Source organism: Psychrobacter sp. UBA2769 (genome assembly GCF_002352555.1).
GTDB classification, from domain to species: Bacteria; Pseudomonadota; Gammaproteobacteria; order Pseudomonadales; family Moraxellaceae; genus Psychrobacter; species Psychrobacter maritimus.
Genome location: NZ_DEIR01000009.1, coordinates 1 through 25,028, shown reverse-complemented (window position 1 = coordinate 25,028; position 25,028 = coordinate 1). Strand labels below are relative to the sequence as shown.

Genomic DNA, 25,028 nt, shown 5'->3' with positions numbered 1-25,028 from the left:
CTATGCACTATTTATTAATAATTAAGTGCTACGAACACACCTTAATTCATGGATGAATCGGGAAGTTAATTATGTCTGCCATACTTTTTAATTTTAAAATCATTGATTCGCACACTGGCGGTGAGCCTACTCGCATGGTGTACGAAGGCTTCCCAAACCTTAATGGGTATACCATTCAAGAAAAACTCCACGACTTTAAACAAAACTTTGATCATTTACGCCAAAGCATCATTCTAGAACCACGTGGCAACGATGTACTTGTTGGCGCTTTACTGTGTGAGCCCACTGACCCTCGCGCCAAGGCTGGCGTTATTTTCTTCAATAATTGTGGCTATTTAGGTATGTGTGGTCATGGCACTATCGGTGTAATTGCCTCACTTGCTTATCAGAAAAAGATTACTCCAGGCGAGCATTATCTTGAGACAACTGTTGGTTTGGTAAAAGCTACTCTGCATGAAGACGGCAGTTGTAGTGTACAAAATGTACCTTCTTATCGCTACCAAAAACAAGTCGCAGTTCAAGTCCCGAATATTGGCCCTGTGCATGGAGATATCGCTTGGGGCGGCAATTGGTTCTTTTTAGTGAGTGAGCATCCTCAAGCCATCAAAGCGAGTAATGTCCAATCACTTACCCAGTTTAGCTTACAAATCAAATCTGCACTTCATGAAGCTGGCATTACTGGCGCTAATAATGGCGAAATAGATCATATAGAGCTGTTTGGTCAGAGTGAGCTCGCCAGTGCCAATAGCAAAAGCTTCGTTTTATGCCCAGGTGCCGCTTATGACCGTTCTCCTTGTGGAACCGGTACCAGTGCCAAATTAGCTTGTTTGGCAGCGGATGACCTATTAGCTCCTGGGCAGACTTGGGTTCAAGAAAGCGTTATCGGTAGTATATTTAGAGCCAGCTATCAACCTGCTGAAAGGCTTAGCGAAAATCAGTCCGTTTCTCACCCTTATCCTGACAATACTATCATCCCTACAATTCGTGGTTATGCTCATGTCTGCGCAGAGACCTCTCTAATTATCCAAGATAGCGACCCATTTAAATGGGGTATCTCTTTATAACGGCTTTGGTTTTTTTACAAACCTCTTCTAAGAGACATTTATAAGATTTTTAAGTAGGGACTAAAAGCAGTATTAGATCGATCAAGACGCATCATATTAATAATCACAAGGAAGTGAGAGCAGCATGGGCAATCAAGAGTTTGATTTACATATTATCGGTGGCGGTATCATTGGCTTATGCGCTGCTGTAACTCTGCAAGCTCGTGGAGTGCAAGTTGCCATCCTAGAAGCTGATAACGTCGCTTGCGGGGCCTCTTATGGTAATGCCGGTCATATTGCCACCGAGCAGGTCTTTCCTATTGCTGATGCCAATATATTGCAGCATGTACCAGCCATGTTATTAAACCCTGAAGGACCGCTACGCATAGACTGGCGCTACCTACCACGCTTAATGCCATGGGCTTTTAAGCTGCTACTAAATATGCGCCCAGAACCTTTTGCTCATAGCCATCAAGCCCTATTAGCTCTCAATACTCAAAGCCTACAAGCTTGGCGGAATTTCGCCGACAAATGGCAACTAACATCATGGATTAAGGTGAAAGGGTCTTTATTAACGGTCGAAAAGAACACTAGCCTGTACGAATTAAAAGCGCATGGTAAGCGCCTTAACGATATTGGGGTGCCTAACGAACTGCTCTCTCAAACAGCGCTCTTAAATCTTGAGCCTGAGTTAAAAGATAACCAGCTGGGTGCTTTGTTTTTCCCAGAGACCGGGCATATCACTAATCTACAAGCCATTGCTCAAAAACTAAGTGATACATTCAGAGAGCTTGGTGGTCAAGTCTTTGAAAACTGCCGTGTTTTGGGTGCGAAAGTGACAGCCGATGGCTTCACTTTAACGACGGCCAACCAACAAATTAATGCCAAAAAAGTCATGCTAGCGGCAGGCGCGCATTCTAAAGCTTTAGCCAAACAGTTAACGGGCGTCTCAGTCCCTCTCGATACGGAACGTGGTTATCACTTCATGCTCCCTAACGAGACCACACGCTTAAACCTACCCGTTTCGAGTATGGATCGTCGATTTATAATGACACCCATGGACACAGGATTACGCTTAGCAGGCACAGTAGAATATGCAGGGCTCGAGGCTCCGGCAAATATGATCCGAGCGCAAATGTTGCTCAAACAAGCACAAGCAATGCTAAAAACCCCGCTCGATAGTGAAAATGGCACGCAGTGGATGGGTTTTAGACCCTCGACCGCCGACTCGCTGCCCATTATCGACAAGTGCGGTTCCGTCCTTTTAAATTTTGGCCACCAACACTTAGGATTAACCCAAGCCGTCGTCAGTGCCGAGATGATCACAGCTTTATATTTCGATGAAACTCCTATTATAGACCCCGCTTCTTATCGTTTAAATCGTTTTAAATAATTAAGACCTTACTTCTATGATCATTCATAGAATCTTCACTGTCGCTATTGGCATGCTGCCTACTAACGACTTTTATCATTAAATAAGGATATTTATATGAACATTCATGGTGTTTTAGTCCCTATCGTTACTCCTTTTGATGCCAATGGTGATATTGACACGCAAACTCTAATCAAACTAGTCAATGTCTTTATAGAAAAAGGCGTCACTGGTATCGTAGCCTGTGGTACCACTGGCGAATACTATACTTTTTCACCTGAAGAGCGCGAGCTCGTCCTGAGTACTATTGCTGATACTGCCAAGGGGAAAGTCACTTTAATCGCTGGTATTAACAGCCTTTCGACTAATCATTCCATTGAGCTGGCACATCAAGCAAAAACGCTGGGCTACGATGGTTTAATGCTATCAGCCAATCCTTATAGCCTTCCAGATCAAAAAGGCATCATCGCTCATTTCGAAAAAGTCGCTAATGCGACAGACCTGCCTATCATTATGTACAACTTTCCCGCGCGCGTAGGTGTGAGCATTGAATTTGAAACGGTCGCTCATCTAGCCAAACACCCAAATATCGCAGGCATTAAAGAAAGTAGTGGCGATTTCAGCCATGCGCTGCGCATGCTACAAGCAAAATTTGACAATTTCGAAGTAGTTTGTGGTTGTGATGATCAACCGGTTGACTTCTTCTTTTGGGGTGCAAAAAGTTGGATCGCAGGTGCGGCTAACGTTTTCCCTGGTGAACAGGTTGCTCTATTTAAAGCGACACAACAAAACGATTGGAATCGTGCTAAAGAGCTGATGACTCACATGTATCCTGCGATCCATTCTATGGAGTCTGGCAACTATAATCAAAAAGCTAAAGCCGGATGCATCAACGGTACCATCGATGTCGGATCTGTACGTATACCATTGACTCCCATGTCAGATGAAGATACCCAAACGTTCTTAACGCTATTGTCATAGTCGTTAAGCTATCTTCGTATCGACAATACCACTTTATATAAAAGGACAGTCTAATGAGTATGACCACAGCGCAAGTATTCGAACTCTCAAAAAAACAACAGCTTTGGGCAGGCCATCTTATAGCCGCTGAGCAGGTCTCAGACGCTACACTGCCTAACCATAGTCCTATCGACAATAACTGTATCGGTAGTATTGCTAAAGGCAATCATCAGGATGTTGACCTTGCGGTGATTGCAGCTCGTAATGCTTTTGATAATGGAGAATGGCGTCGGATGTCGCCTGCAGAGCGCAAAGTTGTAATGCAGCGCTGGTGCCAGTTAATGCATGAAAACATTGATGAGCTTGCAGCCTTAGATTGTGTCGATGCAGGCAAGCCAATCACAGAATGCCTCAACACCGATCTACCCGCTACGATCGAAACCTTTGAATGGTACGCCGAAACTGCTGATAAAGTATTTGGTAAGGTCGCACCTACTGGATCTGATGCACTAGGGCTTATCGTACAAGAACCAATTGGAGTGGTTGGCGCAGTATTACCTTGGAACTTCCCTGCACAAATGTACGCTTGGAAGGTCGCGCCAGCGCTAATAACCGGAAATTCAGTGATTGTTAAGCCTGCCGAACTAACGTCACTATCAGCTTATCGCTTGACGCAATTAGCGTATGAAGCCGGTGTACCAAAAGCGGCCTTACAGCTGATTTGCGGCCTTGGTGAAGAAGTCGGCGCGGCACTCGGGCAGCACATGGATGTCGATATGATTTCCTTCACCGGCTCTACCGAAGTCGGTCGATTATTTCTGCAATATTCTGCGCAAAGCAACCTAAAAGAAGTGGTCTTAGAGTGTGGTGGTAAGAGTCCACAAGTGGTGTTTGCCGATGCCCTCATCAATGAGCAAACCGTTGAGCATATTTTGTCAGCGGCTTTTTGGAATATGAGCGAAAACTGCAGCTGTGGCTCACGATTAATAGTGCACTCTAGCCAAAAGAAAGCTTTGCTGGGCCTGCTACAAGAAGGGCTCAAATCATGGAAAGTAGGCCTTCCCTATGACCCCGAAGTCGCTATTGGTCCTATGATCGAAAAGGCACATTTCGATAAGGTAGTTACCTATCTTGATACTGCTAAAGCCGAAGGTGCTGATTTAATTGCAGGCGGGCGTATTCATGAGGAAGTTGGCAGTGGTTGGTATATCGAACCGACCATTTTTGATAATGTCAGCGCAGACATGACCTTGTTCAAGGAAGAAGTATTTGGTCCAATTCTCGCTATCACCAGCTTTGAGACTGAAGAAGAAGCCATCACGCTTGCTAATCAAAGTAGCTATGGCCTAGCTGCGTCTTTTTATACTCAAAACATCCACCGTGCTTTCCGTGTCGCAGCCGCTATAAAAGCAGGTACCGTCTCGATTAATGGCTTCTCTGAAGGGGATATTACGACGCCTTTTGGTGGTTATAAACAGTCGGGCTTCGGTGGGCGTGACAATGGCCTTGAGGCACTATCTCAATACACTCAAACTAAAACTATTTGGTTGGTAAATTAAGCAAGGACGTCCCAAGAACTAATGTCAGCGTAGCCAAAAACATTACAAGGAAGTAAAGTTATGGAAAACATCATTAATACCATCGTCGGGTATATTTGGAGCGACGCGCTGGTATATCTTGCACTAGGCGTCGGTATCTATTTTACTATCATGACCCGCGCTGTGCAGATTCGCTATTTTAAAGAGATGATCAAACTGTTATTCGATAAACAAACCTCATCAGCAGGGGTTAGCTCGTTTCAGGCTTTCTGTATGGCCCTATCCGGACGTATCGGTGTCGGTAACATTGCTGGGGTCGCAACGGCTATAGCAGCTGGAGGCCCTGGGGCGGTATTTTGGATGATTGTCATGGGAGTTTTAGGCGGCGCCAGTGCCTTTATTGAATCCACTTTGGCACAGGTTTATAAGCATAAGGTAGACGACCAATATCGAGGCGGTTCGCCGTTTTATATTGAAAAAGGTCTCAAGTTAAAGCCTTTTGCTATCGTCGTTGCTGTCGTGACTTGTCTCTCTTATGGTGTGTTAGTGCCTGGGGTTCAGGCAAATACTATCGCGGATTCTTTTAACACTGCATTTAACATCCCTCCATTTGTGACTGGTATCATAATTGTCATACTGCTAGCCATCATCATATTTGGTGGCGTAAAACGTATCGCTAGTTTCGCTGGCAAAGTAGTTCCCGTAATGGCCATTGGCTACATTGTTATGATGGTAATTGTATTGGCCTTTAATGCTCACAATATCCCTTCTATGTTTGCGCTCATCTTCAAAAGCGCCTTTGGTATGGATGCTGTATTCGGCGGCATGGTCGGCACTGCTATCTCATGGGGCGTACGTCGCGCTGTATTCTCTAATGTCGCAGGGGCTGGAGAAGCTACTTTTAGCTCAGCCGCAGCAGAAGTTTCTCACCCTGCTAAGCAAGGATTGGTACAGAGCTTTTCTATCTACATTGATACCGTACTCGTTTGTACCGCTACCGCTTTGATGATTCTATCAACCGGAATGTATAACGTAACTACCCCAGAAGGGGTGGCGCTGGTCGAGAATATGCCTGGCATTGAGGCCGGCACTGCATTTACACAAGCAGCGGTATCTACTGTTTTTAGCCAATACGGTAGTGGATTTGTCGCTATTGCTATTTTCCTATTCGCATTCACGTGTTTAATTGCCTACTACTATATCGCCGAAACTACTTTGGTTTATTTGGATAACAAGTTGCGCTACCCCATTCTTAAGCACTTACTAAAACTGATTTTTTTAATTGTTTGCTTTTCAGGCAGTGTGCAATCTGTCGGTATGATGTGGGCGCTAGGTGATATTGGCTTTGGCAGTATGTGTTACCTAAACTTTATCGCCATTTTACTCCTCAGTAAAACTGCATTAAAGGTGCTCAAAGACTACGATGCGCAGATGAAGTTAGGGGTTAATCCTATCTTTGATCCTAGAAAGGCTGGCGTAGATAATGCAGACTTCTGGATAGGCTACAGTGATGAACATGGTCATAAGTAACGTTCTTACCTATTGTTTTAAACAATAGACTGCGATATAAATTAGCCTAGCACGACTATTTACCCACTAATTTAACGAGAAGGTTAAGGATGACTATAAATAATGACGTATTACGTGAACGCATCAGCTTATTAGGCTCATTCCTAGGAGATGCGATTTCTCGCCAGACGGGCGAAGAAACACTTAATACGATTGAAACTCTGCGTAAAGGTTTTATCCAACAACGCCGCGCGCCTAACGACACGAACAAACAACAACTCATCGACTTCATCGCCTCGTTAGATAATCGAACCTTAAAAAACGTCATCCGTAGCTTTTCTATCTATTTCTTTTTAGCAAATCTAAGTGAGGAAAATTACTTACGCGAGCAGCGTCATGCCTTGCGTATGCAATCCGATCAAAGCTGGGAAGGCTCGTTTCGCCGCACCTTGCTTGAATGTCGTGAGCGCAATATTGAACCTACTCAGATGCAAGAACTGATTGAGCAGCTGAAATTCATTCCTGTCTTTACCGCCCATCCGACTGAAGCGCGCCGCCGTACGACCATGAACCTATTGCAGAGTCTGTTTACGCACAGTGATGCCTTAAACAATCTTGCAGAAGGCAGCTTTGCCTACCAGCAAGCGAAAGAAAAAACGGCGCAGACGATTGATTTATTATGGTCATCGGATGAAGTGCGTACGCGTAAGCCTTTAGTCTATGACGAGATAAATAATGGTCTGCATTATTTCAATGCCAGTTTGTTTAATGCCATCCCTAAGGTTTACCGTAATATTAAAGACGCCATTGTTGACATCTATCCAGAGCTAACAGACTACCCATTACCTGCTTTCATGAGCTTCGGCTCATGGATCGGTGGTGATAGAGATGGCAATCCCTTTGTCACTCATGACACCACAGAAATGGCGGTATTGATGCATGCCGATACCGTGCTGCGTCATTATCAAGTACTGCTAAAAAAACTGCGCCGTGAACTCATTCACAGCGATACGATTATCAATATTGCACCAGACGTTTATGCTCGTATAAAGGAGTATGCCAACCTCGATCAAAAAGTATTTTATTATAATCCTGACGATTACAACAATGAGCCGTACCGCAGATTGTTGTCGATTATTCTTGCCAAAATAAAAGCGACCAATCGCCACATTCAAAGTAAAGGTACAGACCTCGACGCCGCACACGATGCTTACGCCAACCCGCAAGAGTTGTTAGAAGATTTACGCATCATTCGAAAAAGTGTCAATACTCATGACAAAGCACATGGCGAGGGTTTATTGCTCGATACGATTCGTCTGGTCAAAACTTGCGGCTTTCATCTAGCAGCGCTCGATATTCGCCAAGAGTCGTCTTATCATAGTGAAGTGATCGCTGATATTTTTGCCAATGCCTCGAACTTACCAGACTATCAAACGCTGGGTGAAACCGAGCGCCAAGAGTGGTTGACGCGTTTACTTGCAAAGCCTGGTACACCGCTCATTTATACCGATAACTTGACTGATAAAACCCGTGAACAATTGGCTTTAATGAACTCTGTGGCAACATTACGTAAGCTGGTCGGGCAAGATACTTTCGGCAGTTATGTGATTTCGATGACCAACAATGCCAGTCAATTACTAGAAGTCTTACTACTGATGCGTTTTGCAGGCTTGTGCAGGGTTGATGATGCAGGTCAGCTGTCTGCTGACTTACCCGTCGCACCCTTGTTTGAAACCATCGAAGATCTTAAAAATATCGATAAGATCTTACCTTCCGTGTTGGACAATCCGCTATATCGAGGGTTGCTTGCGCACTCAGATAATACCCAAGAAATCATGCTAGGTTATTCAGATTCATCGAAAGATGGCGGTATTATTACGTCTGCATGGCAGCTTTATAGCGCGCAGCAAACCATTAACCGTATCGCTGCTGAATATGGTATCAAAACACGCCTGTTTCATGGGCGCGGCGGTTCTGTCAGTCGTGGCGGTGGCTCAACGCATAATGCAATTGCCGCTCAGCCCGCAGGGACACTGCATGGAGAAATTAAAGTCACCGAGCAGGGCGAAGTCCTTTATGCCAAATATGCCAACACCGATACCGCTGTATTTGAGCTCACCATGGGCATCACTGGTACCCTTAAAGCGTGCTCAACAAGATTTGTGGTGCAACCGCCTGAACTACCAAATTATGAAGCACTCTTTGCGCGTCTAGCCGATGCGGGTGAACAAAGTTATCGTACGCTTACTGACCATACCGAAGGGTTTTATCAATTCTATTCACAAGTGACGCCAGTACAAGAAATCTCTTTATTAAATATCGGCTCACGCCCAGCGCACCGTAATAAAGGCCTGCCAAGTAAAACAACCTTGCGGGCGATTCCTTGGGTATTTGGTTGGTCTTTAGCACGCTTTACCCTACCAGCTTGGTATGGCGTAGGTAGTGCTCTTCATAGCGTTAAAGAAGACGAAGCTTTAATGAGGGAGATGAACAGTTGCTGGCCATTTTTTAACGTATTTATTAGTAATATTGAAATGGCGTTTACCAAATCTGAGATGAGCATTGCTCAGGCTTATAGTCAGTTATGTGAAGATAAGGGATTACGTGAAAAGATTATGCAAGCGGTAATCGATGAGCATCATCTAACCTTCTCAGGTTTGAACTCTTTGCTTAACCAGACATCGTTATTGGCGCATCAGCAAAGCCTTGCCGCGTCACTGCAATGGCGAAATGCTTATTTAGATCCGATTAATTACATCCAAATTGAGTTGTTGAAACGTGCCAGACAAAAAGACGCTACAGATAATGACGATGATCTTGCTGTTGAAGATCCATTAATACGTAGTATCAATGCTTTGGCAGCGGGTCTACGCAATACGGGTTAATGACTGACGTGGTTGAATAATTGCTGAGAGAGTATGCATGGGTAATTACTTATGTGTACAGCTCAGCAAAGTCGTTGTCAGCGAGATGTCGTACTTTATACAAGTGCAGTTCATTTGGTTGTTAGTGGACTTGGCAATTTGTTAGCGAATAATATTGTCACAGCAACCTGCTTGTTTAATATTTACTCTCTGATAATTTTGAGGTAGTTCAACCTTGAAATCTACAGATTTATAATGATACTTAAGCAGGCGGTAAACCTTTATAAGCTCTTTGTAATAAGCCTTCTAATTCATCGTAATTGTATTCACGAGGATTATAATAAGGGCTGTCACACACCATCCTTGCCACATCAGCGGGGCCCTCTTCAGGTAAACCAATATCTTTTAGTGCCAATTCAATACCTAGAGACTGGTTTAGACGGTAAATTGCCAAGCCAACTTCTTCACGGCTGCTGACGTCCAAAGCCTCTGCCAGTCTATCCATCGCTTCAATATCAGCGTTACGATTGTAGTGTACTGAATACGCAAGCGTAATGGCATGTGCTTGCGCATGCGGTAGGTTAAAAGTGCCACCTAGGGTATGGCAGATTTTATGGTGAATGGCCATACCAACCGAACCAAGACAAATACCCGCAAGCCATGCACCATAGCTTGCTTTTTGGCGGGCTGAAATATTGGTGAGCTCTTTGACAAGCACAGGCAAGGAAGACTTTAATGCTTTGATAGATTCAATCGCCATCAGGCTGATGATTGGGTTTTTGTCCTCAGCATATAACGCTTCTACAGCGTGCGCCATAGCATTCATACCTGAGCAAGCTGAGATTTTAGCGGGTAATGCTTGGTTTAACTTCGGATCATAAATCACTACCTTAGGTAGGACATAACTGTCTTTGCCAGTGGTTTTTAGATTGTTTTTGGTCAAACCATAAATGGCTGTCATCTCGCTACCGGCATAGGTAGTCGGTATGGCAACGATAGGTAAATGTGTTTTTAAAGCAATTATTTTTGCAAGTCCAATTGTAGAGCCGCCGCCCAAAGCTAGACAACAATCAATATCACTCTCTTTGGCAAATTCTACTGCTTTATTCGCCACGTCAACTGGCACATGCATGACAGCATGCGGATACACGCCTACACAGATTTCTTGTAGTTCTTTTGCCAATTTACGACCCGCTTCTTCTTGACCAGGTGTCGTAATCACTAATACCTTATGATAACCATGTTGAAGTAATATATCTTTGGTTTCAGCTGACTTTCCCACGCCAAAATGAACGTCAACTGGTAAGGCTTTATAATGAAATTCTTGCATAAAACTATCCTTTTATGAGTTCATATTAGGATTCTTAATGAGTGCAGGGTCTCTCAAATTTGCTCACGTTTATAATCAAACCCTTCTTCATCATAAATCTGATAAGTCACCTCCAACAATATTTTTAATAGCTCTGATTTGTCAAAGTGTCTCACACTCATGACGATAGGCGAGGTTAAAAGCCCGTCCTCGAAAGGAATATAAGTCACTTCCTGACTCCGCAGATGCTCAAGCGTTTTTGGTACGATAGTCAAGCCCTCGCCTGCTGCTACCAACCCTAAAGCAATATGCAGCTCACGTACCTCAGTAAAATAGTTTGCTTTTAGATTGCGTGCCTCAAACAACTCTAAGACATAGTCAATAAAACTAGGACGAGGTGCCATCGGATATAACAATAAGTTTTCATTGGTTAAATCCATTAAACGAATGCTCTTTTGCTTCTCTTGTGCCAAACGATGTTTAACAGGAACAGCAACGACTAAGCTCTCTTCTCTTAATAATAATCGCCTAATAGAAGCATCCTCGAATAATAACCTTCCATAACCAACATCTATTTTACCCTCTACCAAGCTTTGTGTTTGCTGCCAAGAGTTTAACTCATATAACTTAATTTCTATATTTGGATAGACCTCTCTGAAGCGCGCAATCACTTTTGGCAATATGCCATATAATATCGACGATACAAAACCTATAGAGAGTGAGTTGTCAAAATTACCCTTACGAAAAGTCATAGCACGCAGATCATCTGATTTTTTTATTATCTGTAGAGCATGATCATAAAAAAATTCGCCAGCTTCAGTAAGTTTTAAAGGGCGATTGTCCCTATCAATGAGCGTGACGCCTATCTCTTCTTCTAATTGTTTTATCTGACGGCTCAGTGGTGGTTGTGAAATAAACAAACGCTCTGCTGCCTTATTAAAACTTTTTTCCTCTGCCACCGCTACAAAGTAGCGTAAATGTCTCAATTCCATTGAATGTTATTCCTTGAGTGATCTATAAGCTTATCGATACCTAAAGAACATAACATGGTGCGGGTTGGTTATCAAAATACCTAAAAGGTATTAATAATAGACTAAATGGGTCTTAGACATGTCGTTATACAGCAACTATAGTTCTTATTAAGCATAAGGAAGCAGCATTAACTTAATAGGGACTGTTATGATTCGTTCAATTAATACTTTATTGGTACCGATACCTACTATAAGAGCTCATAAGCTCGCTTGTACCGTTATGAACGAACAAGTTTTGGTGTTGGTGCACATTCAAACAGAAGATGGCTATGAAGGTTGGGGTGAAGCAACCACCATTGGCGGTCTAAGCTACGCAGAAGAAAGCCCTCATAGCATCAAGACTAATATCGACACCTACTTTACGCCTCTGTTATTAAAAGAACAGCCTACTAGCACAGCAAAAGCCATGCAGCTGCTAAGTCTTCATATCAATGGCAACCGCTTTGCAAAGTGCGCGATTGAAACTGCCCTACTCGATATCGAAGGTAAACGCCTAAACCTACCAGTAAGTGAGCTGATTGGTGGTCGTGTTCGTGACCGTATCGAAGTGGCATGGACGCTTGCCAGCGGCAATACAGCGACCGATATCGCCGAAGCTAAGCGCATGATTGAGCAAAAGCGCCATCGTATTTTTAAATTAAAAATCGGTAGCAATCCGATTATTGATGATGTTGCCCACGTATTGGCTATCAAAAAAGCGCTGCCTGATTGCCGCATTACAGTTGATGTTAACCAAGCATGGACAGAGCTTGAAGCAATGCAAGGTATTAACCTATTGCAAGCTGGCGGCGTTGATTTAATAGAACAACCTGTCTCAATGCGCAATAAAGCCGCCCTAAAACGCTTAACCGAACATTTCGATGTGGCCATTATGGCGGATGAAATTGTCCAAGATCCTCAGAATGCTTTTACCTTAGCTGCAGATCATTGTGCTGACGTCTTTGCCGTGAAAATCAATCAAGCAGGCGGATTAAAAGCAGCATGCTTAATCGGACAAATGGCACATCTAGCAGGTATCGAGCTCTATGGTGGCACTATGCTTGAAGGTCCTATCGGTACAGCCGCATCCGCCCATGTATTCTCAACCTATCCCAGTTTAAATTTCGATACAGAACTTTTTGGTCCTTTACTATTAACCGAAGACGTTTTAGTACAGCCTCTTGATTATCAAGATTTTGGTTTAAATGTACCTACGGGCGCAGGTCTTGGCATCGAAGTAGATAGCGATAAAGTCTATCACTACGCCAAACAAGCAATCAATAATTCACTTAAATCATCGAAGCCGCAATTTGCCACTAATGCTCAAACTGAAATGCTGTAACAGCTAACAAAGTTACCCGTCATCAAATATAAGGAAATAATTATGTTATACCACGTCAGAATGGATGTCTTAATCCCAACAGATATGGATGCCGACAAGGTCAACGAGCTTAAAGCCACCGAAAAAGCATTATCACAAAAGCTCCAAGAGCAAGGTAAATGGCGTCATATTTGGCGCATAGCCGGTCAGTACTCTAACTTCAGTATCTTTGATGTTGAGAGTAATGAAGAGCTACACGACATTATGATGTCATTACCGCTCTATCCGTACATGAAGGTTGAAGTGACACCATTGTTACGTCATCCATCATCTGTTCGTAGTGATGACAGCTAAAGCAAGCCAGTACAGCTGATATCAGAACCTATAAAAACTGAGTAAGAATACTCACTGTAATTACCCCTTAATAAAACAGTCCTCAACAAGGAGAGAGACATGGAACGCAGCCAAATTGAAGCATTAGCCACTCAGTTCATCAAAGGCAAAATCGACTTCCCTGAGCAAGTCAATCCACGCGTACAAGAGATTGTCTTGCGTATCGTGACCGACCTTATGCAAACCATTAACGACTTAAAAATCACTGCAGATGAATATTGGTCTGGCGTTGAGTTTATCGGTGATTTGGGCAAAGAAGCTGGTTTATTATCACCAGGCTTGGGTTTCGATCACTTCATGGATTTAATGATTGAAGAGGATTTAAAAGCAGCCGGTCTTGACGGTGGTACTGTGCGTACTATTGAAGGTCCACTCTATGTCGCTGGTGCGCCAGAAGAAAAAGGCTTCGCGCGTCTAGATGATGGCACTGACCTTGACAATGGCACCGTGCTATTTATGCAAGGCACTGTTTATGGTGAAGATGGAAAGCCTCTTCCAAATGCAAAAGTTGAAGTGTGGCATGCCAACAGCTTAGGTAACTACTCTTTCTTTGATGAATCACAGTCTCATTTCAACTTACGTCGTAGCATCATTACCGATGAAAACGGAAATTATGCATTCCGCAGCATCGTGCCGCTAGGTTACTCGGTACCACCAGAAGGAATGACGCAAAAAGTATTGGGCGCTCTAGGACGTCATGGTCATCGCCCAGCTCACATTCATTTCTTTGCCAGTGCTGATGGTCATCGCAAACTGACCACGCAGATTAACATCGATGGTGATGAGTATCTGTGGGATGACTTTGCTTTTGCAAGCCGCGAAGGCTTGGTACCAGAGGTAACGATGGTCGAAGATGCGGACAAGCTAAAAGAAAAAGCGCTTGATAAGCCTTACGCAAGTATCGACTTTGACTTTCATTTAGTAAAAGACATTGACCAAGCTATACAAGGCAGCGAAGTAGAACGCCGCCGTGCTCAAGGTTAATGAGCACTCATATTAAATAGCATTAATTAATAACTATTAGCGACTTACGTTTGATATGTCCTCAGTTGTCGTATCAAACGTTAGCTTCTAATCTCATTTTATACCGTCATTATACAAGGAAGGCAGCCATGAGCGAGCGTATCAATCTAGTACCTGAAGGATCAGACATCACTATTGATGATTTTTTAGAAGAGAACAGTGAAAAAGGGATTTATCGCCTGCATCGTAGCGCCTTCACTAACGAAGAGTTGTTCGAGCTTGAGATGAAGTACATCTTTGAAAACAATTGGGTGTATTTGGCTCATGAGTCTCAAGTTCCTGATAACAACGACTACTACACCTCATACATTGGTCGTCAGCCTGTTATTCTTGCCCGCAATAAAGAAGGCGAGCTGCATTGCATGATTAACTCATGCTCACATCGTGGTGCACAGCTCTGCCGACATAAAAAAGGCAATAAAGCCACTTACACCTGCCCATTTCATGGTTGGACCTTTAACAACTCAGGTAAGCTGCTTAAAGTTAAAGATCCAAGACATGCAGGTTATCCAGAATGCTTCAATAAAGAAGGCTCACACGACCTAAAACAAGTGAAGATGGCCAATTATAAAGGCTTTATCTTTGCCAGCTTAAATGATGATGTTCAGTCAATCGAAGACTGGCTTGGCGGCTCTACCAAAATTCTTGACATGATTGTCAATCAGTCGCCAGAAGGTCTAGAAGTGTTACGCGGCACCTCAACCTATACCTTTGATGGTAACTGGAAACTGCAAGCTGAAAACGGTGCCGACGGCTATCACGTATCAGCCGTCCATTGGAACTACGCTGCGACAACTGCGCGCCGTAAAGAAACTGAAGCTGTCAAAGAAGACAATATCAAAGCCATGAACGCTGGCAAATGGGGTCGACAAGGCGGTGGGTTTTATTCTTTTGAAAACGGTCACATGCTGTTATGGACACAATGGGAAAACCCACAAGACCGTCCAAACTATGCTTATCGCGATGACTATGTCGCCAGCTACGGTGAAGCCATGGCGGACTGGATGATTGGGCGCTCACGTAATTTATGCCTATATCCAAACGTCTACATCATGGATCAGTTCAGCTCACAAATTCGCATGCTCCGCCCTATCGCGGTTGACAAAACTGAAGTCAGTATCTGGTGTATCGCACCAAAAGGCGAAAGCGATGAGGCACGTGCACGCCGTATTCGTCAGTATGAAGATTTCTTTAACGTTACTGGTATGGCAACACCTGATGACTTAGAAGAGTTCCGCTCGTGTCAAGAAGGTTATAACGGTATCAAGCTTGAATGGAATGATATGTGCCGAGGCTCTGAGCATTGGATTCAAGGTGCAGATGAAGGCGCTGCCGCTATTGACCTTAAACCTTTGATGAGTGGTGTTAAGACTGAAGATGAAGGGCTATATACCGTCCAACATCGCTACTGGCATGAAGAGATGAAAAAAGCTCTAGAGCAAGAGCAGCAGCTACACGGTGCTAATAGCGACTAATACATTTTTATTATTACTCTGCTATTTATTGTAGAACTGACAAAAAAATAAGGATATCAATCATGAAAAATGCAACTGTTAACATTGAAGACATTAGACAGTTTCTATACCGTGAAGCGCGTTTATTGGATGAGAAAAAATGGGAAGAATGGCTCACTTATTACGATGAAGACTGCCCTTTCTGGATGCCAAGTTGGGATGATGATGGTCAGCTCATCAGCGACCCACAACGAGAAATCTCGCTGATTTATTATCCGGATCGCCGTGGTCTTGAAGATCGTATCTTCCGCATCGAGACTGAGCGCTCATCAGCGACCATACCTGATACGCGTACCACGCACAACTTATCGAATATTGAACTACTCGAAGACAATGACGGTATTGTGACGGTGCGTTTCAACTGGATCAACAAGTCCTTTCGCTATCACGAGACCAATACCTATTGGGGTTACTCTCAGTACAAAATAGACATGACTCAAGACCAACCAAAAATTTTGGATAAGTATGTGGTCTTAAAAGATGACTATGTGCATCAAATCATGGACGTCTATCACGTCTAATCATTATTCACTCATTATTTAGCCACTAGCTTTTAATTAATACGTGTTGAAAAGGGATATTTCTCATGGAATATAATATTGCTCTACAGTTCGAAGACGGCGTCACAGGCTTCATCAAATGTGAAGCCGACGAAACCGTCGCCGAAGCCGCTTATCGTCAAAAATTTAATATCCCTGTGGATTGCCTAGATGGTGCTTGCGGTACTTGCCGTTGCCATTGTGAATCTGGCAGCTACGACATGCACCCTGATATGTATATCGAAGATGCACTGACAGAAGCTGAAGCTGCTGAAGGTTATGTACTCACCTGTCAGATGATTCCAGAAAGCGACTGCGTGATCAAAGTACCAACCTCCTCTGAAGCCTGCAAAGTCGGCAAGTCTGTATTCAAAGGCAAACTACAGCAGCTGAATGTGCTGTCAGAATCTACCATTCACTTTGGCGTCGAAGTCGACAATCCAGATGCACTAGTATTTTTGCCAGGCCAGTATGTCAATGTCAGTATTCCTGACTCTAACGAGACACGCTCCTATTCATTTAGCTCTATACCTAGTGCCAATCAGGCCGAATTTGTCGTCCGCAATATTCCTAACGGTAAAATGAGCACCTTTTTATCTGATACTGCGACTATAGGTCAAGAGATTAATTTTGAGGGTCCATTTGGTAGCTTTTACCTGCGCCCTCTAATTCGCCCAACTCTATTTCTAGCAGGTGGTACCGGTATCGCGCCTTTTTTATCGATGCTAAAAAGTTTAGAGGTGTCTGGTGCTCATCATCCTGTCAGGATGGTCTACGGCGTCACCAACGACTTTGATCTTATAGAAGTTGAGAAACTAGAAGAAGTCAAACAAAACCACCCTTGGTTTGACTACCGCACCTGTGTCGCCACTGAAGACAGCCAGCATGAGCGTAAAGGCTATGTTACCGGTCATGTTGATAATGAGTGGCTGAACGATGGTGACGTCGATGTCTACTTGTGTGGTCCGTTAGGGATGGTGGATGCGGTGAGTAACTGGTTAGACAGCAGCAATCTAAAACCGAGTAATTTTTACTATGAAAAATTCACGCCCAGTGAACAATAACGTAGCCTAGCCGTATTACTCTACTAGCAAAGCATGAGCAAGATTTTTAGGAGACTGTCATGAGTAAAAGATTTGATAATAAAGTATGTATCGTTACTGGTGCCGCCCAAGGCATCGGACGCGGAGTCGCTTTACGTTTGGCAAGTGAGGGCGGAAAAATCGTCATGGCAGACTTTTCTCCATTAGTAGAAGAGGTGCTGGCTGAAATTATCGCTGATGGTGGAGAGGCAATTACCATTCAAGCTGACCTTGAAACCCATCAAGGTGCTAAAGAGGCTATTGATAAGGCACTTGATAGCTATGGGCGTATCGACATATTGGTCAACAATGTCGGCGGCGCAATATGGATGAAACCTTTTACCAGCTTCTCTGAAGCAGAAATCCAAAAGGAAATCAGCCGCTCATTATTTCCAACATTATGGTGTTGTCATGCTGTTTTACCAACCATGGTCAAACAGCAATCAGGCACTATTGTTAATGTGTCCTCTATCGCTACTCGCGGTATCAACCGCATACCCTATTCGACAGCGAAAGGCGGCGTGAACGCCATGACCGCATCGCTCGCTTTTGAGTATGCAAACGATGGTATCCGTGTGAATGCTGTGGCAACTGGCGGTACTGAAGCGCCACCCAGAAAGATTCCACGTAACGCCAAACCATTAACTGATGATGAAAAATCATGGATGAATGCGGTGGTTGATCAGACCATTGATCGCACCTTTATGAAACGCTACGGCACGATTGATGAGCAAGTCAATGCCATCTTGTTTTTAGCATCCGATGAGTCTTCTTATATTACTGGTAGTACCATTCCTGTGGGCGGTGGCGACGAAGGCTAATAATAAATCTGCCAATTAGTAGCATGCATCTTAATTTGCAACCCCGTAACGAATGCTAATTTGCAAGGAAGCAATATGGCCTCTGTAATCCAAACCTTAAAAAACGACTGGTCGCTCTCCGCATCGGTTGCAGGGTTCTTAGCGGTTCTTATTTCTTATGCGGGTCCTTTGATTATTTTTTTTCAGGCCGCACAAGCTGCACAAGTCTCAGATGCCATGATGGCATCTTGGATTTGGGGTGTCTCCATCGGTGCTGCCATTCCTGGTATTTATTTATCTATTAAATATAAAACACCGGTTATTACAGCATGGTCCGCCCCTGGTACCGCTTTACTAGTCACCCTATTTCCACAGATGAGTATTAATGAAGCTATTGCCGGTTATATCATCTCGGCGATTGTCATATTTATTGTTGGAGCGACAGGTTACTTCGACAAAATATTAAAATGGATTCCTAACGGTATTGCCGCTGGCATGATGGCAGGGATTCTATTTCAGTTCGGCTTAGAATTATTTAAAGCCACTGATAGCATGCCATTTATCGTCTTTAGCATGCTCGGTTGCTACTTATTAGCCAAACGCTTTTCGCCGCGCTATACAATGATCTGGGTATTGATATGCGGTGTTATCTTAAGCGTCTTACTTGGCAAAATGAACCCTGTCCATTTCGATTTAGCCGTTACCATACCTACTTTTATTGCCCCTGAATGGTCGTGGAACTCAACGTTTAACCTCGCTATACCACTCATCCTTGTGAGCTTAACTGGCCAGTTTTTACCCGGTATGGCTATTTTAAATCTTAGCGGTTACGACACGCCAGCCAAGCCTATTGTGAGTGTTACAAGCCTCGCCTCGTTAGCAGTTGCATGTGTTGGTGGTATCACTATCGTACTTGCCGCTATCACAGCCGCGCTTTGTACTGGCAAAGATGCGCATGAACTTAAGGAAAAGCGCTATATCGCAGGTGTCGCTAATGGCATCTTCTATTTATTTGGCGGTTTATTTGCTGGCAGTATCGTGATGGTATTTAGCTTGCTTCCAAAAGAGCTTGTCGCGGCACTGGCCGGCCTTGCATTAATCGGTGCCATTTCTGCCAATATCACCATTGCTATGAAAAATGATGAGCAAAGAGATGCAGCGTTAATTACCTTTTTGGCGACAGCATCGGGTATGAGCTTTTTGGGATTAAGCTCTGTGTTTTGGGGCATTGTTATCGGCATGATTGCTCACTATATTCTGACCAAAAAACGCCTACTACCAACATCATCTATCTCATTAACGACCTCTAATAATGAAGCCAATTAAGAGCAAGTCTCTTACGAAAAAATTAAGTAGTGCCAGAGCAATGACTCAACCTGTACACCGCTTATCAATCTTAAAGACACTACCTCATATGACTTTTTATAGGATATAAACATGATTAACAAAGCAGATAAAAATATCACTGACGTACTCAGTCAAATCAAAGATGGCGCCACCATCATGATTGGTGGCTTTGGCACAGCGGGTCAACCGGCTGAACTCATTGATGGCCTGATTAATTTAGGCGTAAAGGATTTGGTCATCATTAATAATAATGCCGGTAATGGCGATCACGGCCTTGCCAAGCTCTTAAAAACAGGTGCTGTGCGTAAAATCATTTGCTCTTTCCCGCGTCAATCGGATTCTTGGGTATTTGATGAGCTTTATCATGCTGGCAAAATTGAGCTGGAGCTAGTACCACAAGGGAATTTGGCGTGCCGTATTCAAGCAGCAGGTATGGGACTCGGTGCGGTATATACGCCCACAGGCTTTGGTACTTTACTCGCAGAAGGTAAAGAGACTCGAGAAATCGATGGTAAAGACTATGTTCTTGAATATCCCATTAAGGCTGATTTTGCTTTAATTAAAGCTTCTAGAGGCGATCGTTGGGGCAACTTGGTGTACCGCAAGTCTGCCCGTAACTTTGGTCCTATCATGGCTATGGCGGCTGATATTACTATCGCCCAAGTCTCTGAAACGGTTGAGCTTGGCGCGCTTGATCCTGAACACATTATTACACCGGGTATTTTTGTGCAGCATGTGGTGCAAATTCAGCCTGCTAGCACAGCAACTACAGCCACCGCTTAATACTGCCAACTATAAGGAGCGTCATCATGAGCCATACTTCCTACACTGTTTTGACCCGCGATCAAATCGCCGAGCGCGCTGCACAAGATATTCCAGATGGTGCCTATGTCAATTTAGGCATCGGACTACCAACCAAAATTGCGCAATACTTACCGGATGATAAAGATGTCTTTTTGCATTCAGAAAACGGTTTACTAGCTTTTGGACCACCACCTGCTAAAGGTGAAGAAGATCCCGAGCTGATTAATGCCGGAAAAGAGTACGTCACCATGCTCGATGGCGGCAGCTTCTTTCATCATGGTGACTCTTTTGCCATGATGCGCGGTGGTCATATCGATATCTGTGTACTAGGCGCGTTTCAAGTGGCTGCCAATGGCGATTTAGCCAACTGGAGCACGGGTGCGCCAGATGCAATACCTGCGGTTGGCGGCGCTATGGACTTAGCCGTCGGTGCCAAAAAAGTCTTTGTGATGACCAATCACACCACCAAAACTGGCGACCCTAAAATCGTTAGCAAGCTTACCTACCCTGTGACTGGCAAAAACTGTGTTGATCGCATTTATACTGACTTATGTGTCATTGATGTCACTGATAAAGGTTTAGCCGTCACTGAAATGGTCGATGGCTTAAGCTTTGCGGACTTACAAGCATTGACTGGTGCGACATTAATTGACGCTACCAATTCAAAATAATAAAAAGGACAAGGATGATGACTGTTTCAACCACTGGTTTAAATAATGCTTATATTATCGATGCCATTCGCACCCCTTTTGGTCGCTACGGCGGCGGTCTAGCACCAGTACGTGCCGATGATTTAGGGGCTATCCCTATCAAGGCGTTAATGGAACGTAATGCCAATGTCGATTGGGTACAAGTAGATGACGTCATCTACGGCTGTGCTAATCAGAGCGGTGAAGACAACCGCAACGTCGGACGTATGTCGTCGTTACTAGCTGGCCTACCTTATCAAGTGCCTGCCACTACCGTGAATCGCTTATGCGGCTCGTCAATGGATGCGTTAGCGATAGCGGCGCGTGCGATTAAAGCGGGTGAAGCCAACCTTATTATTGCAGGTGGCGTTGAGAGCATGAGCCGTGCGCCATTGGTAATGGGTAAGTCAGATCAAGCGTTTGGTCGTAGTCAAAAGCTCGAAGATACCACGATGGGCTGGCGCTTTATCAATCCAAAGCTTGATGAGCTATATGGCACGGAGACCATGCCGCAAACTGCTGAAAATGTCGCAGAGCAATTCAATATCAATCGTGCTGACCAAGATGCATTTGCATTACGTAGTCAACAACGTACCGCAGTGGCGCAAGAGGCAGGGTTTTTCAAAGATGAGATTACTCCAGTCAGCATCCCGCAACGTAAAGGCGAGCCTGTTATCGTCGATACTGATGAGCACCCTCGTACTGATACCACGCTTGAGAAGTTGACCAAACTGCGCCCTATTGTCACCGCAGAGGGCACCGTGACGGCTGGCAATGCGTCAGGTATCAATGATGGCGCAGCGGCTTTTTTAGTGGCATCAGAGCAAGCGGTTAAAAAGTTTAATCTAAAGCCGCGTGCACGTATTGTGGCCTCAACTACGGTAGGCATTGAGCCACGTATTATGGGCTTTGCTCCAGCACCAGCGATGAAAAAGCTGCTTAAGCAAACGGGACTGTCAATCGATGAGATGGATGTCATTGAATTAAACGAAGCCTTTGCCGCCCAAGCTCTCGCCTGTACGCGTGACTTAGGGTTATCTGATGATAGCGCGCGCGTCAACCCTAATGGCGGTGCCATTGCCCTTGGTCACCCACTCGGCGCCTCAGGAGCACGTTTGATTTTAACAGCACTTAATCAACTTGAGAAAACTGATAAGCGTTATGCCATCTGCTCGATGTGTATTGGTGTTGGACAAGGTATCGCAATGATTATTGAGCGGGTTAATTATCAAGCGTGATACTCATCCCTACATATGCCTTCAACATTTTAATCCTAAATAAGGATGCTTAGTATGCCCATATTTAATAACCAAGAAATTGCCCTAAACTATGCCACTTTTGGTGATAGCAGCAATCCTGCTCTACTATTATCCAACTCTTTAGGTACCAGCTATCATATGTGGCAGCCGCAAATCGATGCCTTACAAAACGATTATTTTATTATCTGCTACGACACCCGTGGCCATGGTAAGTCTTCCGCACCAAAAGGTCCTTATAGTTTGGATCAGCTTGGACAAGATGTGATTGATTTTCTTGATCATTTAAATATTGATAAAGCATTTTTTTGTGGCATCTCTATGGGCGGCATGACTGGTCAATGGTTAGCTATCAATCATCCTGAACGCTTTCACCACTTGATGCTATGCAATACCGCCGCAAAGATTGGTAATGAAGCGGCTTGGGTAGATCGCGCGCAATTGGTACGTGAGCAAGGACTAAAATCTATCGCCGCTACCGCTGCTTCGCGTTGGTTCACAGCAAGTTTTATCGATAATTATCCTGATGTAGTTAAAGCATTATCTGACGCTCTCGCAGCTGGCAGTAGCGAGGGTTATGCCAGCTGCTGCGAGGCATTATCTGTCGCTGATACTCGCGAGCAGTTAAAGAGCATCCGCGTGCCTGTCACAGTGCTTGCAGGCGCTGAAGATCCAGTGACAACGATTGCCGATGGTCAGTATATGGTCGATCACATCCCTAACGCTACGCTCGCCATCATCGATGCCTCGCATATCTCAAATATTGAACAACCTGAAGCATTTAATCAGCTTGTGCGACAGTATTTGAAACACTAATAGTGCTATAGCCTTTGTCCAACTACACTCACTGCCATTTGCAATGTTGGCGGTGTTTGTATGACGGCTATTGTTCACATTTAGATTGCTCATATATCTTTTAGATATATGAGCAATCTTTTTTTACCTATCTTTTAATAGATATTAGCTATTAATAATAAGCACATATTTTTCTCATAAAAAAGAAATATAACGGATATCCGTAGCCTGATTGGTTATTAAGGCGTTTGCTTAAAGAAAATCTCTTTTTCATTTTCTGCTTCTTTTATCAAAGCTATCTATACACTCTTACACTCCCATCTGTTAATAAAAACGCCATACCTTCTAGGTATAAACTAATACTTAGATAGTTTTTGACTTGATCATTAGAAAACAATAACTTGTTAGACACTTATAAGGATATTACCCATGGAGAAATACGAATGGAATCACCAACCTTAAACATCAATAAAGTTATTGATGAAGCCAAATTTGCTCCTTTTCATTGGAAGGTACTGTTTTGGTGTCTACTGATCATTATCTTTGATGGTTATGATCTTATTATTTATGGCGTGGCTCTACCGTTACTCTTGGAGGAGTGGTCATTGACCGCGGTACAAGCAGGCTTTCTTGCTAGCGCAGCACTCTTTGGCATGATGTTTGGTGCCATGATTTTTGGTACTTTGTCTGATAAAATCGGTCGAAAAAAGACCATCATGATCTGCGTCGGTCTATTCAGTAGCTTTACCTTTTTCGGTGCTTTTGCTAATGGTCCGATGCAGTTTGCTACTTTACGCTTCATTGCTGGTCTTGGTATCGGCGGCGTGATGCCCATCTGTGTAGCGCTGACCTCTGAGTATGCGCCAAAACGTATCCGTAGTACTCTGGTCGCTATTATGTTTAGTGGTTACGCGATAGGCGGAATGGCATCAGCATTATTAGGCTCGTTTTTGGTGGTAGATTACGGTTGGGAGATTATGTTTTATATTGCAGGAATACCTACCCTGCTATTGCCAATTATCTGGAAAATGCTTCCTGAGTCCTTAATGTATTTGGTCAAAGAAAAAAGACATGATGAAGCCAAAAAAATCGTCCGCAAACTTGCACCACAAGAGACCATCACGGCTTCAACCAACTTAATATTAGATGAACCAACCAAAGGCGATGACGCTCCTATCAAAGCGTTATTCCTAAAAAACAGAGGTTTTACCACCATTATGTTTTGGGTAGCCTTCTTTATGTGCTTGTTGATGGTATATGCTCTCGCCAGCTGGTTACCAAAGCTTATGATTCAGGCAGGTTACTCGCTAGGTGCTAGTATGCTGTTCTTATTTGCACTCAATATCGGCGGTATGGTCGGTGCTATTGGTGGCGGTGTACTGGCTGATAGATTCCACCTGAAACCTGTTTTGACCGTTATGTTTGCTTTAGGTGCGGTGTCGTTGATACTGCTTGGCTACAATAGCCCTCAGGTGGTGCTATATACTCTGATTGCCATTGCAGGTGCAACCACTATTGGCTCACAGATACTGCTCTACACCTTTGTCGCTCAATACTACCCGACTGCTGTACGTACGACGGCTATGGGCTGGGCATCAGGTATCGGCCGCATTGGCGCTATCGTAGGTCCTATCTTGACTGGAGCGTTACTGACACTTGAGCTAAGCCATCAAACGAACTTCTTATTTATCGCCATCCCCGGTGTTATTGCCGCTGTTGCGATTTTCCTTGTTAACTTAAATGCTGCGGTTGATGGTAAAAAGAGTCGAGTACAACCAGTGCAGTTAGATACATCGGCCGCCTAAGTCAAATATGAGGGTCAAGAATCTTTCTTAAGTAACCCCAGTTCGGGATAAGCCA

At 44.0% G+C, this 25,028-nt stretch carries 21 protein-coding genes; 19 read left to right on the top strand and 2 right to left on the bottom strand.

The features are described 5' to 3' along the window. The first annotated feature begins 71 nt into the window (after positions 1–71). From B3Q63_RS03215 to ppc, 6 genes are all read left to right on the top strand, one after another. A complete protein-coding gene (locus tag B3Q63_RS03215) occupies positions 72–1,064 on the top strand; it encodes a proline racemase family protein (RefSeq protein WP_296173713.1) in 993 nt (330 codons plus the stop codon). 124 nt (positions 1,065–1,188) lie between these two features. Beyond that, positions 1,189–2,436 carry an NAD(P)/FAD-dependent oxidoreductase gene (locus B3Q63_RS03210; protein ID WP_296173711.1) on the top strand — a complete coding sequence of 416 codons (1,248 nt, stop codon included), beginning with the start codon at positions 1,189–1,191 and terminating at the stop codon, positions 2,434–2,436. Positions 2,437–2,532: 96 nt separating this feature from the next. Then, a complete protein-coding gene (gene dapA / locus B3Q63_RS03205) occupies positions 2,533–3,396 on the top strand; it encodes a 4-hydroxy-tetrahydrodipicolinate synthase (RefSeq protein ID WP_296173709.1) in 864 nt (287 codons plus the stop codon). A gap of 53 nt (positions 3,397–3,449) precedes the next feature. After that, positions 3,450–4,934 (top strand): aldehyde dehydrogenase, encoded by a 1,485-nt coding sequence (locus B3Q63_RS03200; RefSeq protein WP_201624511.1) that lies wholly within the window; start codon positions 3,450–3,452, stop codon positions 4,932–4,934. Positions 4,935–4,994: 60 nt separating this feature from the next. Beyond that, on the top strand, positions 4,995–6,443 hold the full coding sequence (locus tag B3Q63_RS03195) for an alanine/glycine:cation symporter family protein (RefSeq protein ID WP_296173706.1): 1,449 nt from the start codon (positions 4,995–4,997) through the stop codon (positions 6,441–6,443). Positions 6,444–6,532: 89 nt separating this feature from the next. Continuing rightward, a complete protein-coding gene (ppc, locus tag B3Q63_RS03190) occupies positions 6,533–9,307 on the top strand; it encodes a phosphoenolpyruvate carboxylase (protein ID WP_296173705.1) in 2,775 nt (924 codons plus the stop codon). 241 nt (positions 9,308–9,548) lie between these two features. Here ppc and B3Q63_RS03185 read toward each other — a convergent pair whose 3' ends face one another. Next, positions 9,549–10,616 carry a maleylacetate reductase gene (locus B3Q63_RS03185; RefSeq protein ID WP_296173703.1) on the bottom strand — a complete coding sequence of 356 codons (1,068 nt, stop codon included), beginning with the start codon at positions 10,614–10,616 and terminating at the stop codon, positions 9,549–9,551. Between the two features lie 53 nt (positions 10,617–10,669). Beyond that, complete coding sequence (locus B3Q63_RS03180) at positions 10,670–11,587, bottom strand: LysR family transcriptional regulator (protein WP_296173701.1); 918 nt, start codon at positions 11,585–11,587, stop codon at positions 10,670–10,672. A 187-nt stretch (positions 11,588–11,774) separates the two neighbouring features. On the opposite strand from B3Q63_RS03180, the gene B3Q63_RS03175 reads away from it, so the two are divergent. The 13 genes from B3Q63_RS03175 to B3Q63_RS03115 all read left to right on the top strand — a co-directional run bounded on the left by B3Q63_RS03175 (position 11,775) and on the right by B3Q63_RS03115 (position 24,973). Then, positions 11,775–12,947: a muconate/chloromuconate family cycloisomerase gene (locus B3Q63_RS03175; RefSeq protein ID WP_296173699.1), complete on the top strand. Its 1,173-nt coding sequence runs from the start codon at positions 11,775–11,777 to the stop codon at positions 12,945–12,947. Positions 12,948–12,989: 42 nt separating this feature from the next. Then, positions 12,990–13,280 carry a muconolactone Delta-isomerase gene (gene catC / locus B3Q63_RS03170; protein WP_011513602.1) on the top strand — a complete coding sequence of 97 codons (291 nt, stop codon included), beginning with the start codon at positions 12,990–12,992 and terminating at the stop codon, positions 13,278–13,280. 99 nt (positions 13,281–13,379) lie between these two features. Continuing rightward, positions 13,380–14,303, top strand: coding sequence for a catechol 1,2-dioxygenase (gene catA / locus B3Q63_RS03165; RefSeq protein ID WP_149408309.1), 924 nt, complete (start codon positions 13,380–13,382; stop codon positions 14,301–14,303). A 128-nt stretch (positions 14,304–14,431) separates the two neighbouring features. After that, positions 14,432–15,817 (top strand): benzoate 1,2-dioxygenase large subunit, encoded by a 1,386-nt coding sequence (gene benA, locus B3Q63_RS03160; RefSeq protein ID WP_296173691.1) that lies wholly within the window; start codon positions 14,432–14,434, stop codon positions 15,815–15,817. A gap of 62 nt (positions 15,818–15,879) precedes the next feature. After that, complete coding sequence (gene benB / locus B3Q63_RS03155) at positions 15,880–16,377, top strand: benzoate 1,2-dioxygenase small subunit (RefSeq protein WP_020443471.1); 498 nt, start codon at positions 15,880–15,882, stop codon at positions 16,375–16,377. Between the two features lie 65 nt (positions 16,378–16,442). Further along, positions 16,443–17,459 (top strand): benzoate 1,2-dioxygenase electron transfer component BenC, encoded by a 1,017-nt coding sequence (benC, locus tag B3Q63_RS03150; protein WP_011513598.1) that lies wholly within the window; start codon positions 16,443–16,445, stop codon positions 17,457–17,459. 59 nt (positions 17,460–17,518) lie between these two features. Next, positions 17,519–18,298 (top strand): 1,6-dihydroxycyclohexa-2,4-diene-1-carboxylate dehydrogenase, encoded by a 780-nt coding sequence (locus B3Q63_RS03145; RefSeq protein WP_144296328.1) that lies wholly within the window; start codon positions 17,519–17,521, stop codon positions 18,296–18,298. Between the two features lie 75 nt (positions 18,299–18,373). Beyond that, positions 18,374–19,603, top strand: a complete 1,230-nt coding sequence (gene benE, locus B3Q63_RS03140) for a benzoate/H(+) symporter BenE (RefSeq protein ID WP_296173679.1) — start codon at positions 18,374–18,376, stop codon at positions 19,601–19,603. A 111-nt stretch (positions 19,604–19,714) separates the two neighbouring features. Continuing rightward, entirely contained in the window at positions 19,715–20,407 is a 693-nt protein-coding gene (locus B3Q63_RS03135) for a 3-oxoacid CoA-transferase subunit A (RefSeq protein ID WP_296173676.1), read from the top strand. A 26-nt stretch (positions 20,408–20,433) separates the two neighbouring features. Next, a complete protein-coding gene (locus tag B3Q63_RS03130; protein ID WP_286797643.1) occupies positions 20,434–21,099 on the top strand; it encodes a 3-oxoacid CoA-transferase subunit B in 666 nt (221 codons plus the stop codon). A gap of 17 nt (positions 21,100–21,116) precedes the next feature. Next, entirely contained in the window at positions 21,117–22,355 is a 1,239-nt protein-coding gene (gene pcaF / locus B3Q63_RS03125; protein WP_296173792.1) for a 3-oxoadipyl-CoA thiolase, read from the top strand. Between the two features lie 54 nt (positions 22,356–22,409). Then, on the top strand, positions 22,410–23,189 hold the full coding sequence (gene pcaD / locus B3Q63_RS03120) for a 3-oxoadipate enol-lactonase (RefSeq protein ID WP_296173670.1): 780 nt from the start codon (positions 22,410–22,412) through the stop codon (positions 23,187–23,189). A gap of 422 nt (positions 23,190–23,611) precedes the next feature. Beyond that, the gene (locus tag B3Q63_RS03115; protein ID WP_296173667.1) at positions 23,612–24,973 is read left to right on the top strand and encodes an MFS transporter; all 1,362 of its coding nucleotides are present in this window, start codon (positions 23,612–23,614) and stop codon (positions 24,971–24,973) included. The last annotated feature ends 55 nt before the right edge of the window (positions 24,974–25,028 follow it).

What these genes read in the sequence shown, in the direction of transcription:
- ppc (WP_296173705.1), top strand. Translation starts at nt 6,533, where the DNA reads ATGACTATAAATAATGACGTATTACGTGAACGCATCAGCTTATTAGGC.
- B3Q63_RS03180 (WP_296173701.1), bottom strand. Translation starts at nt 11,587, where the DNA reads ATGGAATTGAGACATTTACGCTACTTTGTAGCGGTGGCAGAGGAAAAA.
- B3Q63_RS03200 (WP_201624511.1), top strand. Translation starts at nt 3,450, where the DNA reads ATGAGTATGACCACAGCGCAAGTATTCGAACTCTCAAAAAAACAACAG.
- catA (WP_149408309.1), top strand. Translation starts at nt 13,380, where the DNA reads ATGGAACGCAGCCAAATTGAAGCATTAGCCACTCAGTTCATCAAAGGC.
- B3Q63_RS03175 (WP_296173699.1), top strand. Translation starts at nt 11,775, where the DNA reads ATGATTCGTTCAATTAATACTTTATTGGTACCGATACCTACTATAAGA.
- catC (WP_011513602.1), top strand. Translation starts at nt 12,990, where the DNA reads ATGTTATACCACGTCAGAATGGATGTCTTAATCCCAACAGATATGGAT.
- B3Q63_RS03115 (WP_296173667.1), top strand. Translation starts at nt 23,612, where the DNA reads ATGGAATCACCAACCTTAAACATCAATAAAGTTATTGATGAAGCCAAA.
- benC (WP_011513598.1), top strand. Translation starts at nt 16,443, where the DNA reads ATGGAATATAATATTGCTCTACAGTTCGAAGACGGCGTCACAGGCTTC.
- B3Q63_RS03130 (WP_286797643.1), top strand. Translation starts at nt 20,434, where the DNA reads ATGAGCCATACTTCCTACACTGTTTTGACCCGCGATCAAATCGCCGAG.
- pcaD (WP_296173670.1), top strand. Translation starts at nt 22,410, where the DNA reads ATGCCCATATTTAATAACCAAGAAATTGCCCTAAACTATGCCACTTTT.
- pcaF (WP_296173792.1), top strand. Translation starts at nt 21,117, where the DNA reads ATGACTGTTTCAACCACTGGTTTAAATAATGCTTATATTATCGATGCC.
- benA (WP_296173691.1), top strand. Translation starts at nt 14,432, where the DNA reads ATGAGCGAGCGTATCAATCTAGTACCTGAAGGATCAGACATCACTATT.
- benE (WP_296173679.1), top strand. Translation starts at nt 18,374, where the DNA reads ATGGCCTCTGTAATCCAAACCTTAAAAAACGACTGGTCGCTCTCCGCA.
- B3Q63_RS03210 (WP_296173711.1), top strand. Translation starts at nt 1,189, where the DNA reads ATGGGCAATCAAGAGTTTGATTTACATATTATCGGTGGCGGTATCATT.
- dapA (WP_296173709.1), top strand. Translation starts at nt 2,533, where the DNA reads ATGAACATTCATGGTGTTTTAGTCCCTATCGTTACTCCTTTTGATGCC.
- B3Q63_RS03185 (WP_296173703.1), bottom strand. Translation starts at nt 10,616, where the DNA reads ATGCAAGAATTTCATTATAAAGCCTTACCAGTTGACGTTCATTTTGGC.
- benB (WP_020443471.1), top strand. Translation starts at nt 15,880, where the DNA reads ATGAAAAATGCAACTGTTAACATTGAAGACATTAGACAGTTTCTATAC.
- B3Q63_RS03135 (WP_296173676.1), top strand. Translation starts at nt 19,715, where the DNA reads ATGATTAACAAAGCAGATAAAAATATCACTGACGTACTCAGTCAAATC.
- B3Q63_RS03145 (WP_144296328.1), top strand. Translation starts at nt 17,519, where the DNA reads ATGAGTAAAAGATTTGATAATAAAGTATGTATCGTTACTGGTGCCGCC.
- B3Q63_RS03215 (WP_296173713.1), top strand. Translation starts at nt 72, where the DNA reads ATGTCTGCCATACTTTTTAATTTTAAAATCATTGATTCGCACACTGGC.
- B3Q63_RS03195 (WP_296173706.1), top strand. Translation starts at nt 4,995, where the DNA reads ATGGAAAACATCATTAATACCATCGTCGGGTATATTTGGAGCGACGCG.